Here is a 26,693-nt window from a genome sequence, read left to right on the forward strand (position 1 = left end):
AAAGGAAAAGGTCAACGTGGACAATCTCGGAGTGGTCTTCCTCGCCGAAGTCGTGGGAACGGCCATGCTCGTGCTCCTCGGCTGCGGTGTCGTCGCCAACGTCGCGCTCGTGAAGAGCAAGGGTCTCAACGGCGGAACCCTCATGGTCAACATCGGCTGGGGCTTCGCGGTCTTCGCCGGTGTGATCGTCTCGTACAACTCGGGGGCGCACCTCAACCCCGCGGTCACCCTGGGCCTCGTCGCGAGCGGAGCGACCGAGTTCGGATCCGGCGTGCCCGTCAACATCGTCTCGATCCTCGTCTACATCCTCGCCCAGATGATCGGTGCGATCCTCGGTGCCGTCTTCTGCTGGCTCGCCTACAAGCAGCACTTCGACGAGGAGCCCGACGCGGCCAACAAGCTCGGCGTCTTCTCGACCGGCCCGGCGATCCGCTCGTACGGCTGGAACTTCGTCACCGAGGTCATCGGCACCTTCGTCCTCGTCTTCGTCGTCATCGGCTTCGGCGGCGGACGTCAGGGCGACGGCGGTCTGGCCGCGCTCGGCGCGCTGCCCGTCGCCATCCTGGTGATCGCGATCGGCGCCTCCCTCGGCGGCCCGACCGGCTACGCCATCAACCCCGCCCGCGACCTCGGCCCCCGCATCGCGCACGCTCTCCTGCCGATCAAGGGCAAGGGCTCGAGCGACTGGAGCTACGCCTGGGTGCCCGTCGCCGGCCCGATCGTCGGTGGAGTGCTCGCGGGCCTCGCCTCGCTCGTGCTGCTCCCGGTCCTCTAGACCGCCGCGCTTCCTCTCACCCCCGTTACGAAGGAGTAATCATTCATGGCTGACTACGTCATCGCTATCGACCAGGGGACCACGTCGTCCCGCGCGATCATCTTCGACAAGAAGGGATCGATCGTCTCCACCGGCCAGAAGGAGCACGAGCAGATCTTCCCGCGCGCCGGCTGGGTCGAGCACGACCCGATCGAGATCTGGAACAACGTCCGCGAGGTGATCGGCCAGGCTCTCTCCCGCGCCGACCTGACCCGCCACGACATCGCCTCCGTCGGCATCACCAACCAGCGCGAGACCGCTGTCGTCTGGGACAGGACGACCGGCAAGCCCGTCTACAACGCCATCGTCTGGCAGGACACCCGCACCCAGTCGATCGTCGACCGCCTCGCCGGCGACGAGGGCGCGGACCGCTTCAAGTCGATCGTGGGCCTCCCGCTCGCGACCTACTTCTCCGGCACCAAGATCGTCTGGATCCTCGAGAACGTCGAGGGTGCTCGCGAGAAGGCCGAGGCGGGCGACCTGATCTTCGGCACGACGGACACCTGGGTCCTCTGGAACCTGACCGGCGGCATCGACGGCGGCGTCCACAAGACCGACGTCACCAACGCCTCCCGCACCCTGTTCCTCGACCTCGAGACCCTCGAGTGGCGCGACGACATCCTCGAGGCCTTCGGGGTCCCGAAGTCGATGCTCCCCGAGGTCTGCTCCTCCTCCGAGGTCTACGGCCACGTCGAGTCCTCGTCGCTGCTGCGCGAGGTCCCGATCGCCGGCATCCTCGGCGACCAGCAGGCCGCGACCTTCGGCCAGGCGGCGTTCGACCCGGGCGAGGCGAAGAACACCTACGGCACCGGCAACTTCCTGATCTTCAACACGGGCACCGAGATCGTCCACTCGAAGAACGGTCTGCTCACCACCATCGGCTACAAGCTCGGCGACGGCGAGGTGCACTACGCGCTCGAGGGCTCGATCGCGGTCTCCGGCTCGCTGATCCAGTGGCTGCGCGACAACCTGGGCCTCATCGGCTCGGCCCCCGAGGTCGAGGCGCTGGCCGCCACGGTCGAGGACAACGGAGGCGCGTACTTCGTCCCCGCCTTCTCTGGTCTGTTCGCCCCCTACTGGCGCTCCGACGCCCGCGGAGCCCTCGTCGGCCTCACCCGCTACGTCAACAAGGGCCACATCGCCCGCGCCGCGCTCGAGGCGACCGCCTTCCAGACCCGCGAGGTCCTGGACGCGGTCAACGCCGACTCCGGCGTCCCCCTGCAGGAGCTCAAGGTCGACGGCGGCATGATCGCCAACAACCTGCTCATGCAGTTCCAGGCCGACATCCTCGGCGTCCCGGTCGTCCGACCGGTCGTCGCGGAGACCACCGCGCTCGGAGCGGCCTACGCAGCCGGACTCGCGGTCGGCTTCTGGGAGAACCTCGACGACCTGCGCCAGAACTGGCAGGAGGACTCGCGCTGGACCCCGCAGATGGACCAGGACGAGGCCGCCCGCCAGTACCGCCTCTGGAAGAAGGCCGTCACCAAGACCTTCGACTGGATCGACGAGGACGTGCAGTAGCCTCCTCCGCGGCAGTCCCTGCCTGCCGCGGCGCGGTCGGCTCATCGAGGTGGTCGCGTCTCGGGGAGCGGGTTCCGTCCGGTTAGGGGACGACGCTGACACGCGTCCTCCCCGTTCGCCTTGCGCAACGAGCGGATGGCGTGAGTCCGTTCACGTGAAGCGCCCTGTCCGACCCTCGGGTCGGGTGGGGCGCTTCGTCGTTCCGACGACGGCGCAACGGCTATCGCAACGGGGTGGTTCGGGGACACCCATGCTGGTCGAGTGGTCGCCGCAGACGGCTCATCGAGACCCGGCAATTCGGACGTGCATGCTGGTCGCTTAGTCGCTGCAGGCGGCTTATCGAGACCAGACCCGGGCGGGGCCTCAGTCCGCCGACAGCCCGAGCTGCGCGTCCAGCTCGTCCAGGGAAGCGATCCGGCGCACGCCCAGCTCGACCGCCTCGGGCGGCAGCTCGCGGCCGTGCTCGGGACCGCCGACGCGGTCGAGCCAGACGCCGCGCAGGCCCGCAGCGGCCGCTCCGACGGCGTCGGTGCCGAGCCGGTCGCCGACGTAGAGGGCCTCCTCCGGAGAGACCCCGAACCGCTCGCAGGCGATCGCGAAGATCCGCGCGTCCGGCTTGGCGACGCCGACGTCGCCGGAGGCGATCACGTGCTCGAAGCGACCGGAGAGGCCCGTGCCCTCGATCTTCCCCCGCTGGAAGTCGAGCACGCCGTTGGTGATGACGCCGAGGCGGACTCCGGCGGCGTCGAGCCGGTCGAGGACGGGCAGCGCGTCGTCGTGGAGGGTCCAGGCGGCGACGTAGTGCTCGAGGTACCCGCGGAACCAGGAGCTCGCCTCCTCGGGAGTCAGCCCGACTCCGGCCTCCGCGGCGAAGTCCGTGGCGCGCGCCCGGCGCTGGCCCTCGTAGTCGAGCTCGCCCGCGAGGTAGCGGTGGTAGTGCTCCTCCTCGAGCAGGTGCCAGCGGCGCTGCACGTCGGCCGGCTCGCCGGCGTAGGCGGCGCCGAGCGAGGCGGCGTACGCGACGATCCCCTCCCGCACAGCGCGGGCATGGGCGAAGAGGGTGTCGTCGAGGTCGAAGAGCGCGAGCCGCAGCACGGCCGCCTCAGCGGACGCGGCGGAGGAGGCCGACGGAGTCGTAGACGGCGGCGAGCGTGCGCTCCGCGGTCTCGGACGCGCGGTCGGCGGCGAGGGAGAGGACCCGGTCGAGCTCGGCCGGGTCGGCGAGCAGCTCCGCGGTCCGCGCTCGGATCGGGTCGAAGGTGGCGGCGACCACCTCGACGAGGCCCTTCTTGAGGTCCCCGTAGCCGCGGCCCGCGTACTCCTGCTCCAGCGACTCGACGGAGCGGTCGGCGAGGACCGAGTAGATCGTCAGCAGGTTCGAGACGCCGGGCTTCGCCGCCCGGTCGAAGCGCACCTCCGACTCGGTGTCCGTCACGGCGCGCATGATCTTCTTCGCGGTCGCCTTCGGCTCGTCGAGCACGCTGAGCAGGCCCGCATCCGACTCCGCCGACTTCGACATCTTGGCGCCCGGGTTCTGCAGGTCGAAGATCTTCGCGGTCTCGCGCACGATGTGGGGCTCCGGCACGGCGAAGGTCTCGCCGAAGCGCGAGTTGAAGCGCGCGGCGAGATCGCGGGTGAGCTCCAGGTGCTGGCGCTGGTCCTCGCCGACCGGCACCGCGTCCGTCTGGTACAGCAGGATGTCGGCCGCCATCAGGATCGGGTAGGTGAACAGGCCCACCGAGGCGGCCTCAGCGCCCTGCTTCGCCGACTTGTCCTTGAACTGCGTCATCCGGCTGGCCTCGCCGAAGCCGGTCAGGGTGTTGAGGACCCAGGCGAGCTCGGCGTGAGCGGGTACGTGGGACTGGATGAAGAGGGTCGAGCGCGTGGGGTCGATGCCCGCGGCGATGTACTGCGCGGCGGTCGCGCGGGTGCGCTCGCGGAGCTGCTGCGGGTCCTGCGGGACCGTGATCGCGTGCAGGTCGACGACGCAGAAGTAGGCGTCGAAGTCCTCCTGCATCGCGACCCACTGGGTCAGCGCGCCGATGTAGTTGCCGAGGTGCAGCGACCCGGAGGAGGGCTGCATGCCGGAGAAGATGACGGGCTTGGCGCCCGGGGTGCTGGGAGTCATGGGTGGCCTCGAGGGGTCGGTTCGCGGGGGAGAGGGTCAGAGCTCGTAGTCGACGACCACGGGGGAGTGGTCGGACCAGCGGGTGTCGTAGGAGGCGGCGCGGTCGACCTCGTAGCTGCGGGCGAGGTCGGCGAGCGCGGGCGTGGCGAGCTGGTAGTCGAGGCGCCAGCCGGTGTCGGTGTCGAAGGCCTGGCCGCGCTGCGACCACCACGTGTACGGTCCGGGCACCTCGCCCGCGAACCGGCGGCCGAGGTCGACCCAGCCCAGTCCGGCACCGGCGTTGTAGTCCGGGTCGCCCTCGGCGCCGACGAAGCGGTCGACGTAGGCGCGCTCCTCCGGGAGGAAGCCTGCCTTCTTGACGTTGCCCTTCCAGTTCTTGATGTCGAGCGTGCGGTGGCCGACGTTGAGGTCGCCCATCACCACGGCGAGCTCGCTGTGCGCCCGGATCTCGGGCAGGCGCGCCTCCATCGCGTCGAGGAAGCGGTACTTCTCGACCTGCTTGGGGGTGCCGACCTCGCCGGAGTGGACGTAGGTGGAGACGACGGTGAGCGAGCGGCCGCCGACCTCGTAGTCGGCCTCGAGCCAGCGTCCGGCCGAGTCGAAGTCGTCGGCGCCGAAGGTCACGCGGTGGATCGTGGCGCGCCTGCGCGAGGCTAGAGCGACTCCGGCGCGCCCCTTGGCGGTCGCCTCGTCGTGCAGCACGTCCCACTCGTCCCCGAGGAGCCCCGTGAGGTCGTCCGTGGAGGCGCGGACCTCCTGCAGGGCCAGGACGTCGACGTCGCGAGCGGCGAGCCAGTCGCCCATCCCCTTGCGGTAGGCGGCGCGGACGCCGTTCACGTTGACGGAGGCGATGCGGAGGGTGCTGCGAGTCACCGGAGCAGTCTATTCGGAGCCGCGGAGCGGGCCGCCCGGCCGCGCTCGCACCCCGGAACGCGGAAGCCGGCGGCCGCCTCGCGCCACTCCCTCGGAGAGGGGGAGGAGCGCGGAGGCGACCGCCGGCGGGACCGCTCAGGACGGTCGGTCGGAGGGGATCAGGCGGGGACGGCCTGCGCGGTGGCGGGCTCGGGCACCTCGGCGACCACCGGGGCGCGCTTGATGCTCTTCGCGATGATCACGCAGACGGCCGTGACGACCATGCCCACCAGGATGGCGACCAGGTAGAGGATCGGCTGCCCGACGAGACCAGTGACCCAGACGCCGCCGTGCGGGGCGCGGAGGGTGGAGCCGAAGAGCGCGACGAGCGCACCCGTGACGGCCGAGCCGACCATGGCGGACGGGATCACGCGCAGCGGGTCGACCGCGGCGAACGGGATGGCCCCCTCCGAGATGAAGGACGCGCCCAGCAGGTAGGCGGCCTTGCCGTTCTGGCGCTCGGCGTCGGTGAACAGGCGCTTGCGGAGCGTCGTGGCCAGGGCCAGACCCAGCGGCGGGGTCATGCCGGCGGCCATGACGATCGCCATCACCTTGAACTGCACGGAGTTCGGGTCGCCGTCGGCGGGGACGGAGGCGAGGCCGGTGGTCGCGAAGGCGTAGGCCACCTTGTTGACCGGACCGCCCATGTCGAACGCCATCATGAGGCCGAGGATGATCCCCAGGATGATCAGGTTGCCGCCCGAGAGGCCCGAGAGCCAGGACGACAGGCCCTCGCTCAGTGTGCGGAGCGGCGCTCCGAGCACCACGAACATCAGGAAGCCGGTGATGAAGGTGGCGATCAGGGGGATGATCACGACGGGCATCAGCGACTTGAACGCCGCGGGGAGCTTGATCCGCGAGATGTAGAGGGCCGCGTAGCCGGCGATGAAGCCGGAGGCGAGGCCGCCCAGGAAGCCCGCGCCGACGGTGACCGCGACCGCGCCGCCGAGGAAGCCCGGCGCGATGCCGGGACGATCGGCGATGCCGAAGGCGATGAAGCCCGAGAGCACCGGCACCAGGAAGGCGAAGGTCGCGCTTCCGATGAGGAACATCACTCCGGCCCAGTCGGTGATGTTCGCCACGTTGAAGCCGTCGTCGATGATCTGCTGGGCCGTGAAGTCGACGATCCGGTAGCCGCCGAACAGGAACGACAGCGCGATCAGCAGACCGCCCGCCGCGACGAACGGGATCATGTAGGAGACGCCGGTCATCAGGTTCTGGCGGATGCGTGTTCCGACGCCGACCTTCTTCGGCGCGGCGGGGGCCGCGGCCGGAGTCGAGCGGGCGGGGGCGGACGCGGCGGAGCCGGAGCCGCGGAGAGCCAGAGCGCGGTCGAGGACCTCGTCCGGCTTGGACAGGGCCTCGGCGACGCCCACCTGGAGGATCGGCTTGCCGGCGAAGCGGTCCTTGCCGCGGACCTCGAGGTCGGCGGCGAGGATGACGACGTCCGCGGCGGCGATGTCGGCCGCGGTCATCTCGTCCGAGCCGGCCGCGCCCTGGGTCTCGACGTGGATCGGGTAGCCGCGCTTCTTCGCGGCCTGCTCGAGCGCCTCCGCCGCCATGTACGTGTGGGCGATGCCCGCGATGCAGCTGGTCACGGCGACGAAGCGCGGGCCGGAGGCGGGGCTCGCGGCGGGCGCGTCCTGCACCTTCGCGACGGCGCGGTCGATGACGTCGGCCGCCTTCGCGAGCGCCTCCGACGTGCCCACCTCGAGGGTGGGCTTCCCGGCGAAGCGCTCCTTGCCGCGGACCTCGAGGTCGGCGGCGAGGATCACGACGTCGGCGTCGGCGATGGTCCGGTCCGACATGGGATCGGAGCCCGCGGCGCCCTGGGTCTCGACCTGGATCTCGTACCCCTTCTTCTTCGCGGCCTGCTCGAGGGCCTCGGCCGCCATGTAGGTGTGCGCGATGCCGGCGATGCAGCTCGTGACGGCGACGATCCTCATGAGACGACGACCTCTCGGGCGATGATGTCCGCGACCTCCTGGCCGCTGGCGGCGGCGCGGAGGGAACCGGTGAAGGACTCGTGGATCAGCTTGCGGGCGAGCTGGGCGAGGATCTTGAGGTGCGCCTGGTCGGCGCCGTCCGGAGCCGCGATCAGGAAGATCAGGTCGGCCGGGCCGTCGGGGGCGCCGAAGTCGACGCCCTGCTTCGCGATGCCGACCGCCACGCTGGGCGAGACGACGTGGGAGGAGCGGGCGTGGGGGATCCCGATGCCGCCGGGCATGCCGGTCGCCATCTGCGACTCGCGGTCGCGGACGTCGGCGAGGAAGCCGTCGAGGTCGGTGACGCGGCCGGCGTCGGCGAGCGTCTTCGCGAGCTGCGCGGTGGCCTCGTCCTTCGTGGCGGCGGTGAGGTCGACGATGACCGTCGACGCCTCGGTGAGAGCAGTCATGCGCTCAGTTCTCCAATCGGGAGGGTGGGGTCGGGGTTCTCGACGACGGAGACGTCGTCGAGGCGGAGGGAGTCGGGACCCGGGGCTTCGCTGCCCGGGAGCTGGACGGCGGCGGTACCCCACGCGACTGCTGTCGCGAGGCGCTCCGCCTCCGTGGCGTCGACGGCCGAGAGGTAGCCGGCGAGTGTGCTGTCGCCGGCGCCGACGGTGCTGAGAGGCACGACGGCGGGGGCGCCCGCCCACCACGACGCATGCGCCGTGACGAGGAGGGCGCCGTGCTCTCCGAGGCTGACGAGCGCTCGCGCGTCGGGCAGCTGCAGGAGTTCACGGGCTCCGGCGACGACGTCTCCGACCGTCGTCAGGGAGCGGCCGAGGAGCTCTTCGAGCTCCTCGAGGTTGGGCTTCACCAGGGTGGCGGTGCCGGCCGCGATGATCGCGGTCAGGGGGGCTCCCGAGGTGTCGACGGCGAGGGGGACGCCGAAGTGCAGGGCGAGGCGGCCGAGCGCGGGGTAGAAGTCCGCTCCCAGTCCCGGGGGGACGCTGCCGCAGGCGACGAGCCAGCGGGGCGAGGCCGAGACGTGCTCGCCGATCAGCTCGGAGAGGGCGTGGGCCTCCTCCTCCGTGACGGCGGGGCCGGGCTCGTTGATCTTGGTGGTGCGGCCCGTCTTGTCGTCGACCACGGTGATGTTGGTGCGGATCGGGTGGGCGATCGCCGCACTGGCCGAGCGGACTCCGGCGACCCGGAGCATGGTGGACAGGTCGAGGCCGGTGGAGGCGTCGGCCGGGTAGACCGCGGTCGCCTCGACGCCGTTGCGGGCGAGGGCACGGGCGACGTTGACGCCCTTGCCGGCCGGGTCGCGCCGCACGTCGTGCGCGCGGTTGACCTCGCCGACGGCGAAGCCGCTCGTGGAGAGGGTGACGTCGATGCTCGGGTTGGCGGTGACGGTGACGATCATGCGCGGACGACCTCCGGGCCGGCCGACTCGATGTCGTCGGCGAGCTCGTCGTCGACATCGGCGTCGGTGATGACGGTGTCGACCGCGGACAGCGGAGCGACGTGCCCGAAGTCCTGCCGGCCGAACTTCGAGTGGTCGGCGAGGACCACGACCCGGCGCGCGGAGGCGATGATCGCGGACTTGACGACGGCCTCGTCGAGATCGGGGGTGGTGAGCCCGCGCTCGAGGCTGAGGCCGTTCGTGCCGATGAAGGCGACGTCCACCGAGACCGTGGAGAGGGCCTGGGCGGCCCACGGTCCGACGGCGGCCTGCGTGACTCCGCGCAGGTGCCCGCCGATGAGGTGGAGGTCGATGTTGGGCCGGCCGACGAGCGCCATCGCGACGGGGAGGGAGTGGGTGACGACCGTCAGCCGGCGGTCCAGGGGGAGCAGCTCCGCCAGCCGCACCGTGGTGGTGCCGGCGTCGATGGCGATCGAGCCGCCGTCGGGCACCTCGGCGAGGGCCGCGGTGGCGATGCGGTCCTTCTCGCCGGCGAGGTGTCCCTCGCGGGCGGCGACCTCGGGCTCGATGCCCAGGCGCTCGACGGGGATGGCGCCGCCGTGCGCACGGCGCAGCAGGCCCCGCTTCTCGAGGCTGGTGAGATCGCGGCGGATCGTCTCCGGCGTCACGGCGAGGGAGAGGGCGAGGTCGCGGACCTCGACGCGCCCGTCGGTGCGGGCGCGGTCCAGGATCGCCTGGTGCCGCTCCGGTGCGTACATGTGGACTCCGTCGTCTCGCCGTGGGTGGTGCGCCGGATCCGCGGTGTCGTTGCCGACCTCGGATCTGCGTTTACCTCTTTTTAGACCCGTTCGGGAGGGAAGTCAACAGAAACGGACAGACTCGGCAGGCGGAATCGGGCCCGGCGACGCAGGGCTGGACGGAAGGAGGACCGCCGGGTCAGGCGGCGAGCTGCTCGAGCTCCTCCTCGAGCTGCGCGAGCTGGCGCTCCAGGCGCCGTCGTTTGAGGAGGGACGCCTCCGGCAGCGCGGCGCGAAGCCGCTCGCGCTCGGCCTCGGCGAGGGTGCGGCGGGCGGTGCGCAGCTGCTCCTCCCGCTCCTTCTCGCGCTCCTCCGGCGTGAGCTTGCGCGCCGAGATCCCGGCGTCGCTCATCCCGACGGAGATCCACGACGCGGCGATCAGGATCACCTGGCAGACGAGGTTGAACCAGATCAGCAGACCGATGAGGACCGCGAACGAGGCGAGCAGCGGATTGCGGGAGGCGCCGCCCAGCAGCTGTGTTCCGAGGACCTTGAGCGCGCCGAGAGCGATCCCGCCGAGCAGCGACCCCGCCCAGAGGTTCTTCCAGGGGATCGAGATGCCCGAGAGGATGCGGAAGGAGCCGGCCAGGGTGCCCGTGTCCAGGGCGAGCATGATCAGCAGGCCGACCGCGCTGCCGGCGAGACGGGCCGGCATCGACTCGCTGCCGATCCCGAGGAAGCCGAACGCCACGTCCACCAGCGAAGTCGAGAACACGGAGAGACCGGCCGAGACCAGCAGCACCGCCCCGAAGACCAGGGCGAGCCCCGCGTCCTTGAGCTTGAGCAGGACGAAGAGGGTCGTGGGTCCGGGGAGCGAGAAGAGCAGCCGGACCGCCTGGCGCAGGCTCCCCAGGAAGTTGAGCGCCGTCCAGAGCAGGCCGGCGGCCGCGATCGCACCCGTCCAGCCGAGGATCGACGAGTCGAGCAGGTCGTCCACCGACACGAGGGCGTTCTTCCCGCCGATCAGGCCGGGGACGGAGCGGGTCACCAGGTCGAGGAGGGAGTCGCGCAGCACCGAGTCGTCGCGCACCCAGAAGCCGAAGACGGCGAAGAAGACGAAGAGCGCCGCGAAGACCGCGAACAGGGCCTGGAAGGCGAGTCCGGAGGCGAAGAGGGGCCCGCCGGTCTCGGAGTAGTGCAGCATCACCCGCACCGGCCGCGTCCGCATGACCCGCTCGAACAGGCCCGGGATCCCGCGGGGAGTGTCGGCCGCCTCGGTCATTCCTCCAGCGTACTGAGGCCTCGCGGCGCTCCCGTGCACGCGCCCGCCTGCACGCAGGAACGCGTCCGGCCCGCCGGATCCGAGGATCCCGGCGGGCCGGACGCGTTCGCGAGGGGGAGGATCAGGCGCGGCCGCGGATGACGGCCTGCTTCACCTCGGCGATCGCCTGCGTGATCTGGATGCCGCGCGGGCACGCCTCCGTGCAGTTGAAGGTCGTGCGGCAGCGCCACACGCCCTCCTTGTCGTTGAGGATGTCCAGGCGCGCTCCACCGGCGTCGTCGCGCGAGTCGAAGATGAAGCGGTGGGCGTTCACGATCGCCGCAGGGCCGAAGTACTGCCCGTCGGTCCAGAACACGGGGCAGGACGACGTGCACGCGGCGCAGAGGATGCACTTCGTGGTGTCGTCGAAGCGGGCGCGGTCGGCGACCGACTGCACGCGCTCCTTGCCCTTGGGTGCCGGGGTATGGGCGACCAGGAACGGCTGCACCTCGCGGTAGGAGGCGAAGAACGGCTCCATGTCGACGACGAGGTCCTTCTCGAGGGGCAGTCCCTTGATCGCCTCGATGTAGATCGGCTGCGAGATGTCGAGATCCTTGATCAGCGTCTTGCAGGCCAGGCGGTTGCGGCCGTTGATCCGCATCGCGTCGGATCCGCAGATGCCGTGCGCGCACGAGCGGCGGAAGGTCAGCGATCCGTCCTGGTCCCACTTGATGCGGTGCAGGGCGTCGAGGACGCGATCGGTCGAGTACATCTCGACGTCGAAGTCCTGCCAGCGCGGCTCGGCGTCCACCTCGGGGTCGAAGCGGCGGATGATGAACGTGACGGTGAACGCCTCCGGGGCCGCGGGGGCGGCGGGCGGCTGCTCGAGGGTAGCGGTCGACATGGCTAGTACTTCCTCTCCATCGGCTGGTACCGGGTGATCACGACGGGCTTCCAGTCGAGCCGGATGTGGTCACCGGCGTCGGAGGAGTGGGCGTCACCGGAGAGGTACGCCATCGTGTGCTGCATGTAGTTCTCGTCGTCGCGCTTCGGGAAGTCGTCGCGCATGTGGCCGCCGCGGCTCTCCTTGCGGTTGCGCGCCGAGTAGACGACGACCTCGGCGAGGTCGAGCAGGAAGCCCAGCTCGACGGCCTCGAGGAGGTCGGTGTTGAAGCGCTTGCCCTTGTCCTGCACCGAGATGTTGCGGAACCGGTCGCGCAGGCGCTGGATGGTCCCGGTGACGGCCTCGAGGGACTCGTCGGTGCGGAACACCTGGGCGTTCTTGTCCATCTCGTCCTGCAGCTCCTTGCGGATCGAGGCGATCCGCTCGGTGCCGGTCGCGGAGCGGAGCGAGGCGAGCATGTCGCGGATCGCGCCGGCCGGGTCGGCGGGCAGGGGGGTGAAGTCGACCGTCTTGGCGTAGTCGGCGGCGTTGTTGCCGCTGCGCTTGCCGAAGACGTTGATGTCGAGGAGGGAGTTGGTGCCGAGGCGGTTGGAGCCGTGCACCGAGACGCACGCGCACTCGCCGGCGGCGTAGAGGCCGGGGACGACGGTCGTGTTGTCCGAGAGCACCTCGGCCTTGACGTTGGTCGGGATGCCGCCCATCGCGTAGTGCGCGGTCGGCATGACGGGGACCGGCTCGACGACGGGGTCGACGCCCAGGTAGGTGCGGGCGAACTCGGTGATGTCGGGGAGCTTGGTCTCGAGGACCTCGGCGCCCAGGTGGGTGCAGTCCAGCAGCACGTAGTCCTTGTGCGGTCCGGCGCCGCGGCCCTCCGCCACCTCCTGGACCATGCAGCGGGCGACGATGTCGCGCGGCGCGAGGTCCTTGATGGTGGGGGCGTAGCGCTCCATGAAGCGCTCGCCCGAGGCGTTGCGGAGGATCGCGCCCTCTCCTCGCGCTCCCTCGGTGAGGAGGATGCCGAGGCCGGCGAGGCCGGTCGGGTGGAACTGGAAGAACTCCATGTCCTCCAGGGGGAGGCCCTTGCGCCAGATGATGCCGACGCCGTCGCCGGTGAGGGTGTGCGCGTTGGAGGTGGTCTTGTAGATCTTGCCGAAGCCGCCGGTCGCGAAGATGATCGCCTTCGCCTGGAAGACGTGCAGCTCGCCCGTGGCCAGCTCGTAGGCGACGACGCCGGAGGGCTTGGCCACTCCGTCGACCTCGGTCATCACCAGGTCGAGGACGTAGAACTCGTTGTAGAAGTTGATGCCGAGCCGGACGCAGTTCTGGAACAGCGTCTGCAGGATCATGTGGCCGGTGCGGTCGGCCGCGTAGCAGGCCCGGCGGACGGGCGCCTTGCCGTGGTCGCGGGTGTGGCCGCCGAAGCGGCGCTGGTCGATCTTGCCCTCCTCGGTGCGGTTGAATGGCAGGCCCATGTTCTCGAGGTCGATGACCGCGTCGATGGCCTCCTTCGCGAGGATCTCGGCCGCGTCCTGGTCGACGAGGTAGTCGCCGCCCTTGACGGTGTCGAAGGTGTGCCACTCCCAGCTGTCCTCCTCGACGTTCGCGAGGGCGGCGGCCATGCCGCCCTGCGCCGCTCCGGTGTGGGAGCGGGTCGGGTACAGCTTCGAGATCACGGCCGTCTTCGCCTTGGGGCCGGCCTCGATGGCTGCGCGCATCCCGGCACCGCCGGCGCCGACGATGACGACGTCGAACTGGTGGTACTGGACGCCGTCGGGTCCGACGGTCTGCGCGAAGGCGCTCTGGTCGGCGCCGATGTGGGAGTGGCCTGGTGTGCTCACGGGGTGGGTGCTCCGTCGTACGGGGATGGGAGGGGGAGGTGCCGGGACGCGGTGCCGCGGACCGGGAGGGGCGCGGGCCCCTCTCCGATCCGCGGCACCGTGGTCACGCTGCGCAGAAGGAGGGCAGCAGGTCCGCGGCGGTGCCGGCGGGGCACGGGTCGAACGCGAAGACGACCCAGGTGCCGAGCGCGATCAGCGCGACGACGGCGACGAGGATGCCGCCCTTGAAGGCCTTGGCCAGCAGGGGCGAGGTCGCGTAGTCGTTGACCAGCGTGCGCATGCCGTTGCCGCCGTGGATCAGCGCGAGCCACAGCATGAGGACGTCCCACCACTGCCAGAACGGGTTCGCCAGCTTGCCGCCGACGAAGCCGAAGTCGATGGCCTTGATGCCGTCGCCCAGCAGCAGGTTGTAGATGAGGTGCCCGAAGATCAGGACGATCAGCACGACGCCGGAGGCGCGCATGTAGATCCAGCCCCACTTCTCCCAGTTGGTGCCGGAGGAGCGGGTCGGGGTGTGCGGGGTCCGCGGTGCGGCGACGGTGCTCAATGCGCACCCCCCTCGCTGAAGACGTTGATCAGGTGGCGCGGCGCGAAGCCGAGCATCAGCACGACCCAGAGGCCCATGACGACCCAGAAGAGGACGCGCTGGTTGCGGGTCGCCCAGCTCCAGAAGTCGACCAGGATGATCCGCAGGCCGTTCAGCGCGTGGAACGCGATGGCGCCCACGAGCCCGGTCTCGCCGAGTCCCATGATCGGGTTCTTGTACGTGCCGATGACCGCGTTGTACGCCTCGGGGCTCACGGCGATGAGAGCGGAGTCGAGGACGTGGACGAGGAGGAAGAAGAAGATGGCGACACCGGTGATCCGGTGGAGCACCCACGACCACATGCCTTCGCGACCGCGGTAAAGGGTGCCGGCCGGACGCCGGATCTTCCCCTGCTTCCGGGGTGCGAGGGTTTGAGCAGCTTGAACTGACACGAACAACCCTCCCTGGTTGTGCTCCGACGGCCTGACCTGTTCCCACGTCGCGTGGACGGGGACGGGGCGGGGAGCGACGAGAAACTCGCCCTCCGATTGTAAGCGCGCTCGCAGGCGGGCGCGGCTTAGGCGAGCCTTAGCTGCGGGGCAGGGCGAGGGCGGGCGCCCCCGCGGTCGCGTAGTGCGCGAGGAGCTCGTCGGTGAGCGCGCTCCAGGTGCGGTGGAGCACGCGGCGGCGGCCCGCCTCGCCGAGCCGGGCGCGCAGTGCGGGATCTCGGACCAGGCGCTCCACCTGCCGGCGGAGGTCGGAGTCGCTCTCGGGCGCGTAGAGCAGGCCGTCCACGCCGTGCTCGATGAGGTCGGTGGGGCCGCCCGCGTGCGGCGCGACCACCGCGGTGCCGGACGCCTGCGCCTCCTGCACCGTCTGGCCGAACGTCTCCTCCGTTCCGGTGTGCACGAAGACGTCGAGCGCGGCGAAGACCGCCGGCAGCCGGTCGCCGTCGAGCCGGCCGAGCATCCGCGCCGCCGGGCCGAGGGCGGCGGCGACCCGGGCGGAGGAGGGGCCGTAGCCGCCCACGACCAGCTCCGCGTGCGGGAGGGAGGCGAGTGCCGCCATCCGCTCCACTCTCTTCTCGGGGGAGAGGCGCCCGATGTAGCCGACGAGCGCGTCGTCCGCGCCGAGTCCGGCCCGGACGGCCTGCGCGTAGGGGGAGGATCGGCGGCGCGGGTGGAAGCGGTCGCTCTGCACGCCGCGGCCCCACAGCGCGGTGCGCTCGATGCCGGCGGCGGCGAGGTCGTCGAGGGCGCTGGTGGAGGGGGCGAGGGTCAGGTCCGCCCCGGCGTGGATCTGGCGGATCACCCGCCAGGCGAGGGCGCGGGCGCCGCGGATGCCGTAGCGGGCCGCGAATCGCGCGACGTCCGTCTGGTAGATCGCGACACTCGGCACCCCGAGCCGACCGGCCGAGGCGATGGCGCGGGCGCCGAGGAGGAAGGGCGAGGCGACGTGCACCACGTCGGGCTCGAAGTCGGCCAGCTCCCGGGTGAGGGCGAGCGTGGGGATCCCGACCGGGAAGTCGCGGTAGGCGATCGCCGGGTGCTCCACGACGCGGTGGCCCGCGTAGTGGCCCGGCGCCCCCGCGGCCGGGCAGACGACGAGCGCCTCGATCCCGCGCTCCGCGAACTCGTCGAGCACCCGCAGGACGCTCGTGGTCACGCCGTTCAACGACGGCAGGAAGCTCTCGGTGACGACCGCGACTCTCACGCCCCGGACGCTACGGCGGCGGGATGAACGGCGGCGCGCGCCCGGGTGAACGGACGGTCGCGCTCGGGCTCCCTTGTATCCTGCGGACATGACATCACCTGAGACCGATGGCCGCGCCCCGCTCGACCGCTTCTACAGCGTGATCCCCGCCGGCGGGATCGGCTCGAGGCTGTGGCCGCTCTCCCGGGCCGACGCCCCGAAGTTCCTGCACGATCTGACGGGGTCGGGACAGACCCTCCTCCGCGACACCTGGGACCGCCTCGCGCCCATCTCGGGCGCCGACCGGATCATGGTCGTGACCGGCCGCGCGCACCGCGCCGCCGTCGAGGAGCAGCTCGAGAGCCTCGAGGACCTCAACGTCGTCCTCGAGAGCGAGCCGCGCGACTCGTCCGCCGCGATCGGCCTGGCCGCCGCCATCCTCGAGCGCCGCCAGCCGGGCGTGATCATCGGCTCGTTCGCCGCCGACCACGTCATCAGCGGTCAGCAGCTGTTCCACGACGCGGTCGCCGAGGCCGTCGTCGCGGCGGACGCGGGCTACATCGCGACCATCGGCATCACGCCTACCGAGCCTGCCGTGGGCTTCGGCTACATCCGCACGGGGAAGCACCTCGGGATCGACGGGGCGACGCACACGCTCGCCGTCGACTCCTTCGTCGAGAAGCCCGACGCCGACACCGCGCGCGCCTACCTCTCCAGCGGTCAGTACCTCTGGAACGCGGGCATGTTCATCGCCCGCGCCGACCGCCTCCTCGAGGAGCTCGGCCGCGCCAAGCCGAAGCTGCTCGCCGGACTGCTCGAGCTCGCCGCCGCGTGGGACACCCCGGAGCGCGGCGCGGTCGTCGACCGCATCTGGCCGGGCCTGGAGAAGATCGCGATCGACTACTCCGTCGCCGAGCCGGCCGCGGCCGCGGGCAAGCTGGCCGTCGTGCCCGGCCACTTCTCCTGGGACGACGTGGGCGACTTCGCCTCGATCGCGAAGCTGCACTCGAGCGGACTCCGCTCGGACCTCGCCATCCTCGGCGAGGACGCGCGTGTTCTGGCCGACTCCGCGACGGGCATCGTCGTCAGCGGCGGCAACCGCACCATCGCCCTCATCGGAGTGAAGGACATCGTCGTCGTGGACACCCCCGACGCACTCCTGGTGACCACGACCGAGAACGCCCAGAAGGTCAAGGGCGTCGTCGACGCCCTGCGCCTCTCCGGCCGCACGGACGTCCTCTAGCACTCCGTCCCACCCGTCGAAGCGCGGCCCTCCCCTCGGAGGCGCCGCGCTTCGCCGTTCCGCCCCTCGCCGTTCCGCCCCTCGCCTCATGCGCGTGCGGCGGTCCCGATACGCCGTTCGCGCGGCGACTCGACCACCCTCGATGAGGGCCTCGGCCGTCGCCCTGGGTGCTGGTGGCTGGGTCTCGATACGCCGCTTCCGCGGCAACTCGACCACCATGGAGGAGCATCGCGTCGAGCCCGACCGCGCGCAGCGCGGAGCTCCTCCGAACGCCTTCGACGTCCGGCAGCAGGGGAGAGGGCCGCGAGCCGGAATCGCGTGCCAAGCGATTCAGGCCAGCCCGACGCGACTCGCTCTGCGGAACGCACCCGTCGCGAAGCCGACCGCGCCGAGCCGCTCCGCGGCTCGGAATCGAGCACAGCCGCCCGCACCCGCGACACGCTCCGCATGTCGCGAAGATCAACACTGTGTAACGCTTCCTGAGGTCTACCGTCCGGGCGGCTGAGCGGCTTGTCACATTGGGTAACGTGTGGGAATCGACGCCCTGCTGCGCTCGTCGCGCGGGGCCGCATTCCTGGAGGACGACATCTTGACTATCACCTCGCGTAAGGCCGCGTTCGGCGGTCTCGCCGCCCTCGGCGTCACCGCGCTTCTCGCCGGTTGCGCCTCCGCCCCCGAGGAGGGCGGCTCCAGCGCCGCCGCCGGTGGCGACTTCCTGCCCTGCATGGTCTCCGACGCGGGCGGGTTCGACGACAAGTCGTTCAACGAGCTCGGCTACAACGGCCTCGTGAAGGCCTCGGAGGACCTCGGCGTCACGCCGAAGACCGTCACCTCGGAGTCCGAGACGGACTACGCCCCGAACCTGACCAGCCTCGTCGACCAGGGCTGCAACCTGATCATCACCGTCGGCTTCGCGCTGGCCGAGGCCACGTCGGCCGCGGCCGAGGCGAACACGGACATCGACTTCGCGATCATCGACGACGCGTCGATCGACCTGCCGAACGTCAAGCCGATCACCTTCGACACCTCGCAGGCGGCGTTCCTCGCCGGCTACGCGGCCGCGTCGTACTCCAAGACCGGCGTCGTCGGCACCTACGGCGGCCAGCAGTTCCCGACCGTCACGATCTTCATGGACGGCTACGCCGACGGCGTGAAGTACTACAACGAGCAGAAGGGGAAGGACGTCAAGGTCGTCGGCTGGGACGTCGACGCGCAGACCGGCTCCTTCACCGGCGGCTTCGCGGCGGGCGTCGAGGCCAAGTCGGCCGCGCAGTCGCTGATCGACCAGAACGCGGACGTCATCCTCCCCGTCGGCGGTCCGATCTTCCAGTCGGCGATCGAGGCGATCCGCGACTCCGGCAAGGACATCGCGATGGTCGGCGTGGACGCGGACCTGTACGAGACCTACCCCGACGGCGCCGACCTGTACCTGACCTCGATCCTCAAGGGCATCGAGGCCGGCACGACCGACGTCACCAGCTCCGCCGGAGCCGACGACTTCGACCCCACTCCCTTCGTGGGCACCCTCGAGAACGACGGAGTCGGCATCGCGCCGTTCCACGACTTCGAGTCGAAGGTCTCGGGCGACCTGCAGGGCGAGCTCGACACCATCAAGGCGGGCATCATCGACGGCTCCATCACCGTCACCTCCCCGTCCGCTCCCGCGGCGTCCTAGCCGCTTCCTCGAAGAGGCCGGCGGGCCCGAGCACACCTCGGGCCCGCCGGCCTCTTCGTCGGTCCGGCGGGCCGATCGGCTCCGCTGCGTCCCTCGATCCCGGCCGACGGCGCATCGTGGCGCGAACCGAAAGTTAGATTGGTCCCATGAAGCTCGAACTGCGTGGCATCACGAAGCGCTTCGGTGCGCTCGTGGCCAACGACCACATCGATCTCACCGTCGAACCCGGTGAGATCCACTGCCTCCTCGGCGAGAACGGCGCGGGCAAGTCGACGCTCATGAACGTGCTCTACGGCCTGTACCAGGCCGAGGAGGGGGAGATCCTGCTGGACGACGCGGTCCAGCACTTCTCCGGTCCGGGTGACGCCATGAAGGCGGGCATCGGGATGGTCCACCAGCACTTCATGCTCGTCCCCGTGTTCACCGTCGCCGAGAACGTCATGCTGGGCCACGAGGAGACGAAGGCCGGCGGGCGCCTGGACCTCGCCGCCGCGCGCGCCCGGGTGCGCGAGATCTCGGACCGCTTCGGCTTCGACGTGGATCCCGACGCCCTGGTCGAGGACCTCCCCGTCGGCGTGCAGCAGCGGGTCGAGATCATCAAGGCGCTCTCGCGCGACGCCCGGGTGCTCGTGTTCGACGAGCCGACCGCGGTGCTGACCCCGCAGGAGACCGACGAGCTGATCGCGATCATGCGCCAGCTGCGTGCGGCCGGGACCGCCATCGTCTTCATCACGCACAAGCTCCGCGAGGTGCGCGAGGTCGGAGACCGCATCACGGTCATCCGCCTCGGCAGAGTCGTGGGGGAGGCGTCGCCGACGGCGAGCAACGCCGAGCTCGCCTCGCTGATGGTGGGCCGCGCCGTCGAGCTGACGGTGCAGAAGGAGCAGGCGGTGCCGGGCGACGAGGCCCTCGTCGTCTCGAACCTCACCGTGCGCGACGCCAACGGTCAGGCCGTCGTCGACGACGTCTCCTTCGAGGTCCGCCGCGGCGAGATCCTCGCGATCGCGGGCGTGCAGGGCAACGGCCAGACGGAGCTCACCGAGGCGATCATGGGCCTGCAGGAGCGGGTCGAGGGCTCGGTGACCCTGGACGGGCGCCGCCTCGACGGGCTGTCCGTGCGCCGCGTCCTCGAGTCGGGGGTCGGCTTCGTCCCCGAGGACCGCACCGAGGACGGTCTGGTCGCCGAGTTCACGATCGCCGAGAACCTCATGCTCGACCGCAGCGACCGCGGTCCGTTCGTGAAGGGACTGGGCCTGCGGCTCAAGGAGCTCGAGCGCTTCGCCGAGGAGCGGGTGCGCGAGTTCGACGTGCGCGCCCAGGGGATCGGCACCCACGTCGGCCGCCTCTCCGGAGGCAACCAGCAGAAGGTGGTGCTCGCGCGCGAGCTCAGCCGGGAGCTGCGGCTGTTCATCGCGGCGCAGCCCACTCGCGGCATCGACGTCGGCTCCATCGAGTTCGTCCACAAGCGCATCGTCGAGACGCGCGACACCGGGGTACCCGTGATCGTGGTGTCGACCGAGCTCGACGAGGTCGCGGCGCTCGCCGACCGCATCGCGGTCATGTACAAGGGCGGGATCATCGGCATCGTCCCCGCCGACACGCCCCGCGAGGTCCTGGGGCTCATGATGGCCGGGCAGACGCCCGCCGAGAAGGGAGCGGCGGCGTGAGCGACGCGCAACTGCCCGCGGTCGATCCCGACGCGGAGACCGAGAAGGCGTCCGGGCTCGAGCCCGGCCAGAAGCCGGATCAGGAGGTGCGCCCCGGCCCGCTCGAGAGCGGCGCCTCCCGCGTCCTGCGCGAGATCCTCTCCGGCACCGCGCTGATGTCGGTGCTCGCCGTGCTGCTCTCCCTCATCGCGGGCGGCGTGCTGATCGCCGCGACCGACAAGGACGTCCAGGCGGCGTCGGGCTACTTCTTCGCCCGGCCGCTCGACACCCTGCAGGCGATCTGGCAGTCCGTCTCCGGTGCCTACTCCTCGCTCTTCCAGGGCTCGGTCTACAACTTCCGCCGCGAGGGCTTCGCCAACGGCATCAAGCCGCTGACGGACACCCTGGCCTTCGCGACTCCGCTGATCGCCGGCGGGCTCGGAGTGGCGCTGGCCTTCCGCGTCGGCCTGTTCAACATCGGCGGCCGCGGCCAGATGCTGATCGCCGCCGCCTGCGCGGGCTGGGTCGGCTTCTCCTTCGACCTCCCGTGGGGCGTGCACCTGATCGTCGCGCTTGCCGCCGGCATCCTGGGCGGCGCGCTCTGGGGCGGACTCGTGGGACTGCTCAAGGCCCGCACCGGCGCGCACGAGGTGATCCTCACGATCATGCTCAACTACGTCGCGTTCTACCTGATCTCCTACCTCCTGCGGACGCCCGGCGCCCTGCAGGCGCCCGGCTCGAACAACCCGAAGTCGCCCGGGATGAAAGAGACCGCGGTCTTCCCGGCGCTCCTCGGCCCCGGATACTCGCTCACGCTCGGCTTCGTCTTCGCGGTCCTCGCGACCGTGTTCGTCTGGTGGCTCCTGAACCGCTCGACGATCGGCTTCAAGTTCCGCGCGGTGGGGGAGAACCCGCACGCGGCACGGGTCGCGGGCATCGACGTGAAGAACAGCTACGTGTACGCGATGCTGCTCTCCGGCGGCCTGCTCGGCCTCGCCGGCAGCGCCCAGGTGATGGGGACGGTCACGACCGGCTTCACCTCCGGGATCGACGCGGGCATCGGCTTCGACGCGATCACGGTCGCGCTGCTGGGCCGCTCCCGACCCTGGGGCGTGTTCTTCGCCGGCATCCTCTTCGGCGCCTTCAAGGCGGGCGGCTACTCGATGCAGGCCGCCGAGGGCGTGCCGATCGACGTGGTCCTCGTCGTGCAGTCGCTGATCGTCCTCTTCATCGCCGCACCGCCGCTGGTGCGCGCGATCTTCCGCCTCCCGACGCCCGGGGCCGCCCCGAAGCGCCGCACCCGCCGCACCTCGGAGGTGTCCGCATGAGCACCGCCGTCGCCACCGCCCCCGACCGCGTCGTGATCCGCAGCTGGAAGGCGCCGATCGCGTTCGGCGTCTTCGCGCTGCTCGCCGTCGTCCTCTTCGTGGCCCTCGGCCGCGACGGGACGAGCTCGTTCCGCCTCGCCGCGGGGACCGACTTCTTCGCGCTGCCGGACATCCCGTTCCCGACGCGGGGGACGGGCGTGGTCGTCGCGATCCTCCTGGTCGCCCTGGCCGTCGCGTCGGCCGCGCTCACCCGCGCCGGCCGCCGGATCCCGCTCTGGCTCTCGGCGGTCTTCGCCCTGGTCTTCCTGATCGGGTTCCTCGTCTGGGCGTCGGCCGGTGCCGCGCTGCCCGTCTCGGGGCTGCTGCTCGGGACCGTCGGGCTCGCCACTCCGCTGATCTTCGGCTCGCTCGGCGGCGTCATCTCGGAGCGGGTCGGAGTCGTCAACGTCGCGATCGAGGGGCAGCTGCTCGCCGGCGCCTTCACCGCGGCGATGGTCGGCTCCCTCACCCGCCAGCCGGTGCTCGGCCTGCTCGCGGCGATGGTCGCGAGCGTCCTGGTGTCGTTCGTGCTGGCCGCCTTCGCGATCAAGTACCTGGTCGACCAGGTGATCGTCGGAGTCGTGCTGAACGTGCTGGTGACCGGCCTGACGAGCTTCCTCTACTCCCAGGTCCTCTCCGCCGACGCGTCGACGTTCAACTCGCCGGTGAAGTTCGACCGCCTCCCGATCCCGGTGCTCAGCCAGATGCCGATCGTGGGCGCCGTCCTGTTCAACCAGACGGTGATCGTCTACCTGATGTACTTCGCGATCTTCGCGGTGTGGTGGGGCCTGTTCAAGACCAAGTGGGGCCTCCGCCTGCGCGCAGTGGGCGAGCACCCGCAGGCCGCGGACACCGTGGGCATCGATGTCGCCCGCACGCGCTTCTGGAACGTCTCCCTCGCCGGGGCGATCGCCGGAGTCGGCGGCGCGTACTACACGCTCGACGCGGTCGGCGCGTTCGGCAAGGAGATGACCGCGGGTGCGGGCTTCATCGCCCTGGCCGCCGTCATCTTCGGCCGCTGGGACCCGATCAAGGCGACGCTCGCGTCGCTGCTGTTCGGCTTCGCGACCAACCTGCAGAACGTGCTCGGCGTCATCGGCTCGCCCGTGCCCAGCGAGTTCATGCTGATGCTGCCGTACGTCGTGACGATCTTCGCGGTGGCCGGTCTCGTCGGCCAGTCCCGCGGACCGGCCGCCGCCGGCAAGCCGTACCTGAAGTCCTGAGAGGAGCCGTCGTGACCGACATCGACTGGGAGGCGCTGCGCGAGGCCGCCCTGGAGGCCATGAGCCACGCCTACGTCCCGTACTCGAAGTTCCCCGTCGGGGTCGCCGCGCTCGTGGACGACGGCCGGACGATCTCGGGCTGCAACGTCGAGAACGCCTCCTACGGGCTCACGCTCTGCGCCGAGTGCGCGCTGGTGTCCTCGCTGCACATGACGGGCGGCGGCCGGCTCGTCGCCTTCACCTGCGTCGACGGGAAGGGCGGCGTCCTGATGCCCTGCGGGCGCTGCCGCCAGCTGCTCTTCGAGCACTCGGCCGAGGGCATGCTCCTCCAGACCGTGTCGGGCGTGAAGACGATCGACGAGGTCATCCCCGACGCCTTCGGCCCGCGCACGCTCGAGGCCTACGCCGCCTCCTAGCGCCGCCGTCACCGCTGCCACTCCCGAACCGAGGACTCCGCATGACCCGCACCACCCCCGTCGAGGACTTCGACGCCGTCGACATCATCCGCACCAAGCGCGACCGCGGCACGCTCTCGACCGCGCAGATCGACTGGCTGATCGACGCCTACACCCGCGGCTACGTCGCTGACGAGCAGATGGCGGCCTTCGCGATGGCGGTCCTGCTGAACGGGATGGAGCGCGACGAGATCCGCGACCTCACCCTGGCGATGATCGCCAGCGGCGAGCGCATGCGGTTCGACGGACTCGGCAAGCGCACGGTCGACAAGCACTCCACGGGCGGGGTCGGCGACAAGATCACGCTGCCGCTGATGCCGCTGGTCGCCTCCTTCGGCGTGGCGGTGCCCCAGCTCTCGGGACGCGGGCTCGGCCACACGGGCGGAACGCTCGACAAGCTGGAGTCGATCCCGGGCTGGCGGGCCGACCTCGGCAACGAGGAGATGCTGGAGCAGCTGCGGACGGTCGGCGGCGTGATCTGCGCCGCGGGCTCGGGCCTCGCCCCCGCCGACAAGAAGCTCTACGCGCTCCGGGACATCACCGGGACCGTCGAGGCGATCCCGCTGATCGCGTCCTCGATCATGTCGAAGAAGATCGCCGAGGGGACCGACGCCCTGGTGCTCGACGTGAAGTTCGGCTCCGGGGCGTTCATGGTCGACATCGAGCGCTCGCGGGAGCTGGCGCGGGCGATGGTCGACCTCGGCAACGACGCGGGGGTGCGGACCACCGCGCTGCTGACCAACATGAACGTGCCGCTCGGTCTGGCCATCGGTAACGCGAACGAGGTGCGGGAGTCGGTCGAGGTGCTCGCCGGCGGCGGTCCCTCGGACGTCCGGGAGCTGACGCTGGCCCTGGCCCGCGAGATGCTGGCCCTCGCCGGGCAGCCGGACGCGGACGTCGAGCGCGCCCTCGACGGCGGCGCGGCGATGGACACCTGGCGCGCGGTCATCCGCGCTCAGGGAGGGGATCCGGATGCGGCGCTCCCCGAGGCCCGCGAGACCCACGTCGTGGTCGCCGAGCGCGACGGCGTCCTGGTGGAGCAGCAGGCGCTGCCGTTCGGCATCGCCGCCTGGCGCCTGGGCGCCGGACGCGCCCGACAGTCCGACGCGGTGCAGCACGCGGCGGGGATCGACCTGCACGCGAAGCCGGGCGACCGCGTCCGCGCGGGCCGGCCCCTGCTCACGCTGTCGGCCGACGAGCCGGAGCGCTTCGCCCGGGCGCTCGAGGCGCTCGACGGTGCCTACCGGATCGGCGACGACGGCGACGAGGTGCTCGACGGCGGCCCCCTCGTGGCGGAGCGCGTCTCCTAGCCCCGCGCCGCCCGGCACGGAGGAGGCGCCGCCCGGCGAGCCGCTCCCGCCGACCCTCTAGGGTGGTCGGCGAACCACCGCCGACCTGCGAGGAGCACCGTGACCGATCAGACCGAGGAGTACCTCCTCCCGGGCGAGGGCGTCCTCATCGACGAGCTCCCCAAGGTGTCGCTGCACGACCACCTCGACGGGGGGCTGCGGGCCGGGACGGTCCTCGAGATCGCCCGCGAGACGGGCGTGCCGCTCCCGGCCGAGGAGCCGGACGCGCTCGCCGAGTGGTTCCGCGCCACGGCCGACTCCGGCTCCCTCACCGACTACATCGCCACCTTCGAGACGACGGTCGCCGTGATGCAGACCGCGCCGGCGCTCGAGCGCGTGGCCCGCGAGTTCGTGCTCGACCTCGCCGCCGACGGAGTCGTGCACGGCGAGGTGCGCTGGGCGCCGGAGCAGCACCAGCGCGCCGGGCTCTCGCTCGACGCGGCTGTCGAGGCGGTCCAGGAGGGGCTGCAGCAGGGCGTGCAGGAGGCGGCGGCGGAGGGACACCGCATCCGCGTCGGCCAGCTGATCACCGCGATGCGGCACGCCGACCGCTCGCTCGAGGTCGCCGAGCTGGCGCTGCGCCACCGCGAGCGCGGTGCGATCGGCTTCGACATCGCCGGAGCCGAGGCGGGCTTCCCCGCCTCGAGGCACCGTCCCGCCTTCGAGCTGCTCGCGGCGGCGCACTTCCCGACCACGGTGCACGCGGGGGAGGCGGACGGCCTCGACAGCATCCGCTCCGCCCTGCTCGACGGCCGCGCGCTGCGCCTGGGTCACGGCGTCCGGATCGCGGAGGACATCCGCATCGAGCGCCAGGACGACGACGCGAGCTACGTGACCCTCGGCGAGCTCTCGGAGTGGGTGAAGGACCGCGAGATCGCCCTCGAGCTCAGCCCCTCCTCCAACCTGCAGACCGGCGCCGTCGCGGCGTGGGGTGCCGAGCTCGCCGACCACCCCTTCGACCTGCTCTACCAGCTGGGCTTCCGCGTCACGGTGAACACCGACAACCGCCTGATGAGCGCGACGACCCTCAGCCGCGAGCTCGCCCTCCTGTCGGACGCGTTCGGGTACGATCTCGACGACTTCGAGGCCTTCCAGCTGAACGCGGCCCACGCCGCCTTCCTGCCGCTCGACGAGCGCCGCGAGCTCGTCGAGACGATCAGCGCCGGCTTCGAGGCGGCCTGACGGTGCCGCTCGACGCGCTCCCCGAGGAGGCGGTGGCCCTCCGCCACTCCGCCGGATCGTGGCGGGAGGCCGTCCTCGAGGCGGGCCGTGCGCTCGAGCGGACCGGCGCGGTGGACGCCGCCTACTCCCGGCGCATGGTCGAGCAGGTCGACGTGCTCGGGCCGTACATCGTCATCGCGCCCGGGCTCGCCCTCGCGCACGCCCGGCCCGGCAACGACGTCCTCGCGGACGGCCTCTCCGTCGTCACGCTGGCCGAGCCCGTCGCCTTCGGCCACAGCACCAACGACCCGGTGTCGGTCGTCATCGGGATCGCCGCCACCCAGGCGCACGGACACGTCGGCTTCGTCTCCGGGCTCGCCGATGTGCTCAGCCGTCCGGACGCGGTCGGTGCCCTCGCCGCCGCCCGCACCGTCCGCAGCATCAACGCCGTCCTCACCGACAGCACCCCGCACCACCCGCACCACGGAAGAAGCGCATGAAGATCGTCACCCTCTGCGGCGCCGGAATCGGCACCTCCGCCATCCTCAAGCTCGGAGCCGAGCGCGCCCTCGAGACCCTCGACCTCGAGGCCGAGGTGATCGCCTCCGACCTGGCCTCCGTCGACGCGCTCGCCGCCGACGCGCAGGTCATCCTCACCTCCGGTGAGCTCGTCGACCGCATCGGCCGCACCTTCGCCGAGGTCATCGTCATCGACAACTACCTCGACCAGAACGAGATCACGGAGAAGATCGAGCGGGCGCTGGGCTGAGCTCGACTCTGAGCCGCTCCCTGCGCGGCTCAGCGCGGTCGGCCTCCCGACGGGGTGCGTTCCGCAGAGCGTATTCCGTCGGGCTGCCTCGAATCGCTGCCACGCGATTCTCGGACGCGCC

Annotated in this window: 25 protein-coding genes; 12 read left to right on the plus strand and 13 right to left on the minus strand. The window is 71.2% G+C overall.

The features are described 5' to 3' along the window. The first annotated feature begins 64 nt into the window (after window positions 1-64). Both C5D09_RS00675 and glpK read left to right on the plus strand, forming a co-directional pair. Window positions 65-775: an MIP/aquaporin family protein gene (locus tag C5D09_RS00675; protein WP_374952909.1), complete on the plus strand. Its 711-nt coding sequence runs from the start codon at window positions 65-67 to the stop codon at window positions 773-775. Window positions 776-820: 45 nt separating this feature from the next. After that, window positions 821-2,335, plus strand: coding sequence for a glycerol kinase GlpK (gene glpK, locus C5D09_RS00680; protein WP_104226427.1), 1,515 nt, complete (start codon window positions 821-823; stop codon window positions 2,333-2,335). A 363-nt stretch (window positions 2,336-2,698) separates the two neighbouring features. Here the strand turns inward: glpK and C5D09_RS00685 are convergent, their stop codons facing one another. The 13 genes from C5D09_RS00685 to C5D09_RS00750 all read right to left on the minus strand — a co-directional run bounded on the left by C5D09_RS00685 (window position 2,699) and on the right by C5D09_RS00750 (window position 15,705). Next, window positions 2,699-3,430 carry an HAD family hydrolase gene (locus tag C5D09_RS00685; protein WP_104268395.1) on the minus strand — a complete coding sequence of 244 codons (732 nt, stop codon included), beginning with the start codon at window positions 3,428-3,430 and terminating at the stop codon, window positions 2,699-2,701. A gap of 7 nt (window positions 3,431-3,437) precedes the next feature. Next, window positions 3,438-4,463, minus strand: a complete 1,026-nt coding sequence (trpS, locus tag C5D09_RS00690; RefSeq protein WP_104246695.1) for a tryptophan--tRNA ligase — start codon at window positions 4,461-4,463, stop codon at window positions 3,438-3,440. A gap of 36 nt (window positions 4,464-4,499) precedes the next feature. Next, entirely contained in the window at window positions 4,500-5,336 is an 837-nt protein-coding gene (locus C5D09_RS00695) for an exodeoxyribonuclease III (protein WP_104263197.1), read from the minus strand. A 158-nt stretch (window positions 5,337-5,494) separates the two neighbouring features. After that, on the minus strand, window positions 5,495-7,321 hold the full coding sequence (locus tag C5D09_RS00700) for a PTS fructose-like transporter subunit IIB (protein ID WP_258066866.1): 1,827 nt from the start codon (window positions 7,319-7,321) through the stop codon (window positions 5,495-5,497). After that, window positions 7,318-7,770, minus strand: coding sequence for a PTS sugar transporter subunit IIA (locus tag C5D09_RS00710; RefSeq protein ID WP_097166616.1), 453 nt, complete (start codon window positions 7,768-7,770; stop codon window positions 7,318-7,320). The genes C5D09_RS00700 and C5D09_RS00710 overlap by 4 nt, the downstream gene beginning before the upstream one ends. After that, window positions 7,767-8,726, minus strand: a complete 960-nt coding sequence (locus C5D09_RS00715; RefSeq protein WP_104246693.1) for a 1-phosphofructokinase family hexose kinase — start codon at window positions 8,724-8,726, stop codon at window positions 7,767-7,769. Before C5D09_RS00715 ends, C5D09_RS00710 begins: the two co-directional genes overlap by 4 nt. After that, window positions 8,723-9,484, minus strand: coding sequence for a DeoR/GlpR family DNA-binding transcription regulator (locus C5D09_RS00720; protein WP_104226423.1), 762 nt, complete (start codon window positions 9,482-9,484; stop codon window positions 8,723-8,725). Before C5D09_RS00720 ends, C5D09_RS00715 begins: the two co-directional genes overlap by 4 nt. Window positions 9,485-9,662: 178 nt before the next feature. Further along, window positions 9,663-10,745 carry a YhjD/YihY/BrkB family envelope integrity protein gene (locus tag C5D09_RS00725; protein WP_104223189.1) on the minus strand — a complete coding sequence of 361 codons (1,083 nt, stop codon included), beginning with the start codon at window positions 10,743-10,745 and terminating at the stop codon, window positions 9,663-9,665. Window positions 10,746-10,866: 121 nt separating this feature from the next. After that, window positions 10,867-11,628 (minus strand): succinate dehydrogenase iron-sulfur subunit, encoded by a 762-nt coding sequence (locus C5D09_RS00730; RefSeq protein WP_104268396.1) that lies wholly within the window; start codon window positions 11,626-11,628, stop codon window positions 10,867-10,869. A gap of 2 nt (window positions 11,629-11,630) precedes the next feature. Continuing rightward, window positions 11,631-13,442 carry a succinate dehydrogenase flavoprotein subunit gene (gene sdhA / locus C5D09_RS00735; protein WP_104268521.1) on the minus strand — a complete coding sequence of 604 codons (1,812 nt, stop codon included), beginning with the start codon at window positions 13,440-13,442 and terminating at the stop codon, window positions 11,631-11,633. Window positions 13,443-13,569: 127 nt separating this feature from the next. Beyond that, window positions 13,570-14,013 carry a succinate dehydrogenase hydrophobic membrane anchor subunit gene (locus C5D09_RS00740; RefSeq protein WP_104223187.1) on the minus strand — a complete coding sequence of 148 codons (444 nt, stop codon included), beginning with the start codon at window positions 14,011-14,013 and terminating at the stop codon, window positions 13,570-13,572. Continuing rightward, window positions 14,010-14,444: a succinate dehydrogenase, cytochrome b556 subunit gene (gene sdhC / locus C5D09_RS00745; RefSeq protein WP_374952907.1), complete on the minus strand. Its 435-nt coding sequence runs from the start codon at window positions 14,442-14,444 to the stop codon at window positions 14,010-14,012. The genes C5D09_RS00740 and sdhC overlap by 4 nt, the downstream gene beginning before the upstream one ends. Before the next feature lie 136 nt (window positions 14,445-14,580). After that, a complete protein-coding gene (locus tag C5D09_RS00750) occupies window positions 14,581-15,705 on the minus strand; it encodes a glycosyltransferase family 1 protein (protein ID WP_181027095.1) in 1,125 nt (374 codons plus the stop codon). A gap of 88 nt (window positions 15,706-15,793) precedes the next feature. On the opposite strand from C5D09_RS00750, the gene C5D09_RS00755 reads away from it, so the two are divergent. The 10 genes from C5D09_RS00755 to C5D09_RS00800 all read left to right on the plus strand — a co-directional run bounded on the left by C5D09_RS00755 (window position 15,794) and on the right by C5D09_RS00800 (window position 26,572). Further along, the gene (locus tag C5D09_RS00755) at window positions 15,794-16,927 is read left to right on the plus strand and encodes a mannose-1-phosphate guanylyltransferase (RefSeq protein WP_104223184.1); all 1,134 of its coding nucleotides are present in this window, start codon (window positions 15,794-15,796) and stop codon (window positions 16,925-16,927) included. Between the two features lie 589 nt (window positions 16,928-17,516). Beyond that, window positions 17,517-18,602 (plus strand): BMP family protein, encoded by a 1,086-nt coding sequence (locus C5D09_RS00760; RefSeq protein WP_104268522.1) that lies wholly within the window; start codon window positions 17,517-17,519, stop codon window positions 18,600-18,602. A gap of 146 nt (window positions 18,603-18,748) precedes the next feature. After that, the gene (locus C5D09_RS00765; protein WP_104223182.1) at window positions 18,749-20,269 is read left to right on the plus strand and encodes an ABC transporter ATP-binding protein; all 1,521 of its coding nucleotides are present in this window, start codon (window positions 18,749-18,751) and stop codon (window positions 20,267-20,269) included. Next, window positions 20,266-21,576, plus strand: a complete 1,311-nt coding sequence (locus C5D09_RS00770) for an ABC transporter permease (protein WP_219812597.1) — start codon at window positions 20,266-20,268, stop codon at window positions 21,574-21,576. Before C5D09_RS00765 ends, C5D09_RS00770 begins: the two co-directional genes overlap by 4 nt. Continuing rightward, window positions 21,573-22,838 carry an ABC transporter permease gene (locus C5D09_RS00775; protein ID WP_104268397.1) on the plus strand — a complete coding sequence of 422 codons (1,266 nt, stop codon included), beginning with the start codon at window positions 21,573-21,575 and terminating at the stop codon, window positions 22,836-22,838. The genes C5D09_RS00770 and C5D09_RS00775 overlap by 4 nt, the downstream gene beginning before the upstream one ends. An 11-nt stretch (window positions 22,839-22,849) precedes the next feature. After that, on the plus strand, window positions 22,850-23,254 hold the full coding sequence (locus tag C5D09_RS00780) for a cytidine deaminase (RefSeq protein WP_104223180.1): 405 nt from the start codon (window positions 22,850-22,852) through the stop codon (window positions 23,252-23,254). A gap of 41 nt (window positions 23,255-23,295) precedes the next feature. Next, window positions 23,296-24,603, plus strand: coding sequence for a thymidine phosphorylase (locus tag C5D09_RS00785; protein ID WP_104223179.1), 1,308 nt, complete (start codon window positions 23,296-23,298; stop codon window positions 24,601-24,603). Window positions 24,604-24,702: 99 nt separating this feature from the next. Continuing rightward, window positions 24,703-25,824: an adenosine deaminase gene (locus C5D09_RS00790; protein WP_104268398.1), complete on the plus strand. Its 1,122-nt coding sequence runs from the start codon at window positions 24,703-24,705 to the stop codon at window positions 25,822-25,824. A gap of 2 nt (window positions 25,825-25,826) precedes the next feature. Beyond that, window positions 25,827-26,303: a PTS sugar transporter subunit IIA gene (locus C5D09_RS00795; protein WP_104255398.1), complete on the plus strand. Its 477-nt coding sequence runs from the start codon at window positions 25,827-25,829 to the stop codon at window positions 26,301-26,303. Further along, window positions 26,300-26,572: a PTS sugar transporter subunit IIB gene (locus C5D09_RS00800; protein ID WP_104268399.1), complete on the plus strand. Its 273-nt coding sequence runs from the start codon at window positions 26,300-26,302 to the stop codon at window positions 26,570-26,572. The genes C5D09_RS00795 and C5D09_RS00800 overlap by 4 nt, the downstream gene beginning before the upstream one ends. Window positions 26,573-26,693 lie beyond the last annotated feature (121 nt).

The sequence above is a fragment of the Rathayibacter sp. AY1C9 genome (assembly GCF_002932315.1).
Classification (GTDB): domain Bacteria; phylum Actinomycetota; class Actinomycetes; order Actinomycetales; family Microbacteriaceae; genus Rathayibacter.

Coding starts and splice junctions, on each gene's coding strand:
- C5D09_RS00675 (WP_374952909.1), top strand. CDS start 65: ATGCTCGTGCTCCTCGGCTGCGGTGTCGTCGCCAACGTCGCGCTCGTG.
- glpK (WP_104226427.1), top strand. CDS start 821: ATGGCTGACTACGTCATCGCTATCGACCAGGGGACCACGTCGTCCCGC.
- trpS (WP_104246695.1), bottom strand. CDS start 4,463: ATGACTCCCAGCACCCCGGGCGCCAAGCCCGTCATCTTCTCCGGCATG.
- C5D09_RS00700 (WP_258066866.1), bottom strand. CDS start 7,321: ATGAGGATCGTCGCCGTCACGAGCTGCATCGCCGGCATCGCGCACACC.
- C5D09_RS00710 (WP_097166616.1), bottom strand. CDS start 7,770: ATGACTGCTCTCACCGAGGCGTCGACGGTCATCGTCGACCTCACCGCC.
- C5D09_RS00715 (WP_104246693.1), bottom strand. CDS start 8,726: ATGATCGTCACCGTCACCGCCAACCCGAGCATCGACGTCACCCTCTCC.
- C5D09_RS00720 (WP_104226423.1), bottom strand. CDS start 9,484: ATGTACGCACCGGAGCGGCACCAGGCGATCCTGGACCGCGCCCGCACC.
- C5D09_RS00725 (WP_104223189.1), bottom strand. CDS start 10,745: ATGACCGAGGCGGCCGACACTCCCCGCGGGATCCCGGGCCTGTTCGAG.
- C5D09_RS00730 (WP_104268396.1), bottom strand. CDS start 11,628: ATGTCGACCGCTACCCTCGAGCAGCCGCCCGCCGCCCCCGCGGCCCCG.
- C5D09_RS00755 (WP_104223184.1), top strand. CDS start 15,794: ATGACATCACCTGAGACCGATGGCCGCGCCCCGCTCGACCGCTTCTAC.
- C5D09_RS00765 (WP_104223182.1), top strand. CDS start 18,749: ATGAAGCTCGAACTGCGTGGCATCACGAAGCGCTTCGGTGCGCTCGTG.
- C5D09_RS00775 (WP_104268397.1), top strand. CDS start 21,573: ATGAGCACCGCCGTCGCCACCGCCCCCGACCGCGTCGTGATCCGCAGC.
- C5D09_RS00785 (WP_104223179.1), top strand. CDS start 23,296: ATGACCCGCACCACCCCCGTCGAGGACTTCGACGCCGTCGACATCATC.
- C5D09_RS00800 (WP_104268399.1), top strand. CDS start 26,300: ATGAAGATCGTCACCCTCTGCGGCGCCGGAATCGGCACCTCCGCCATC.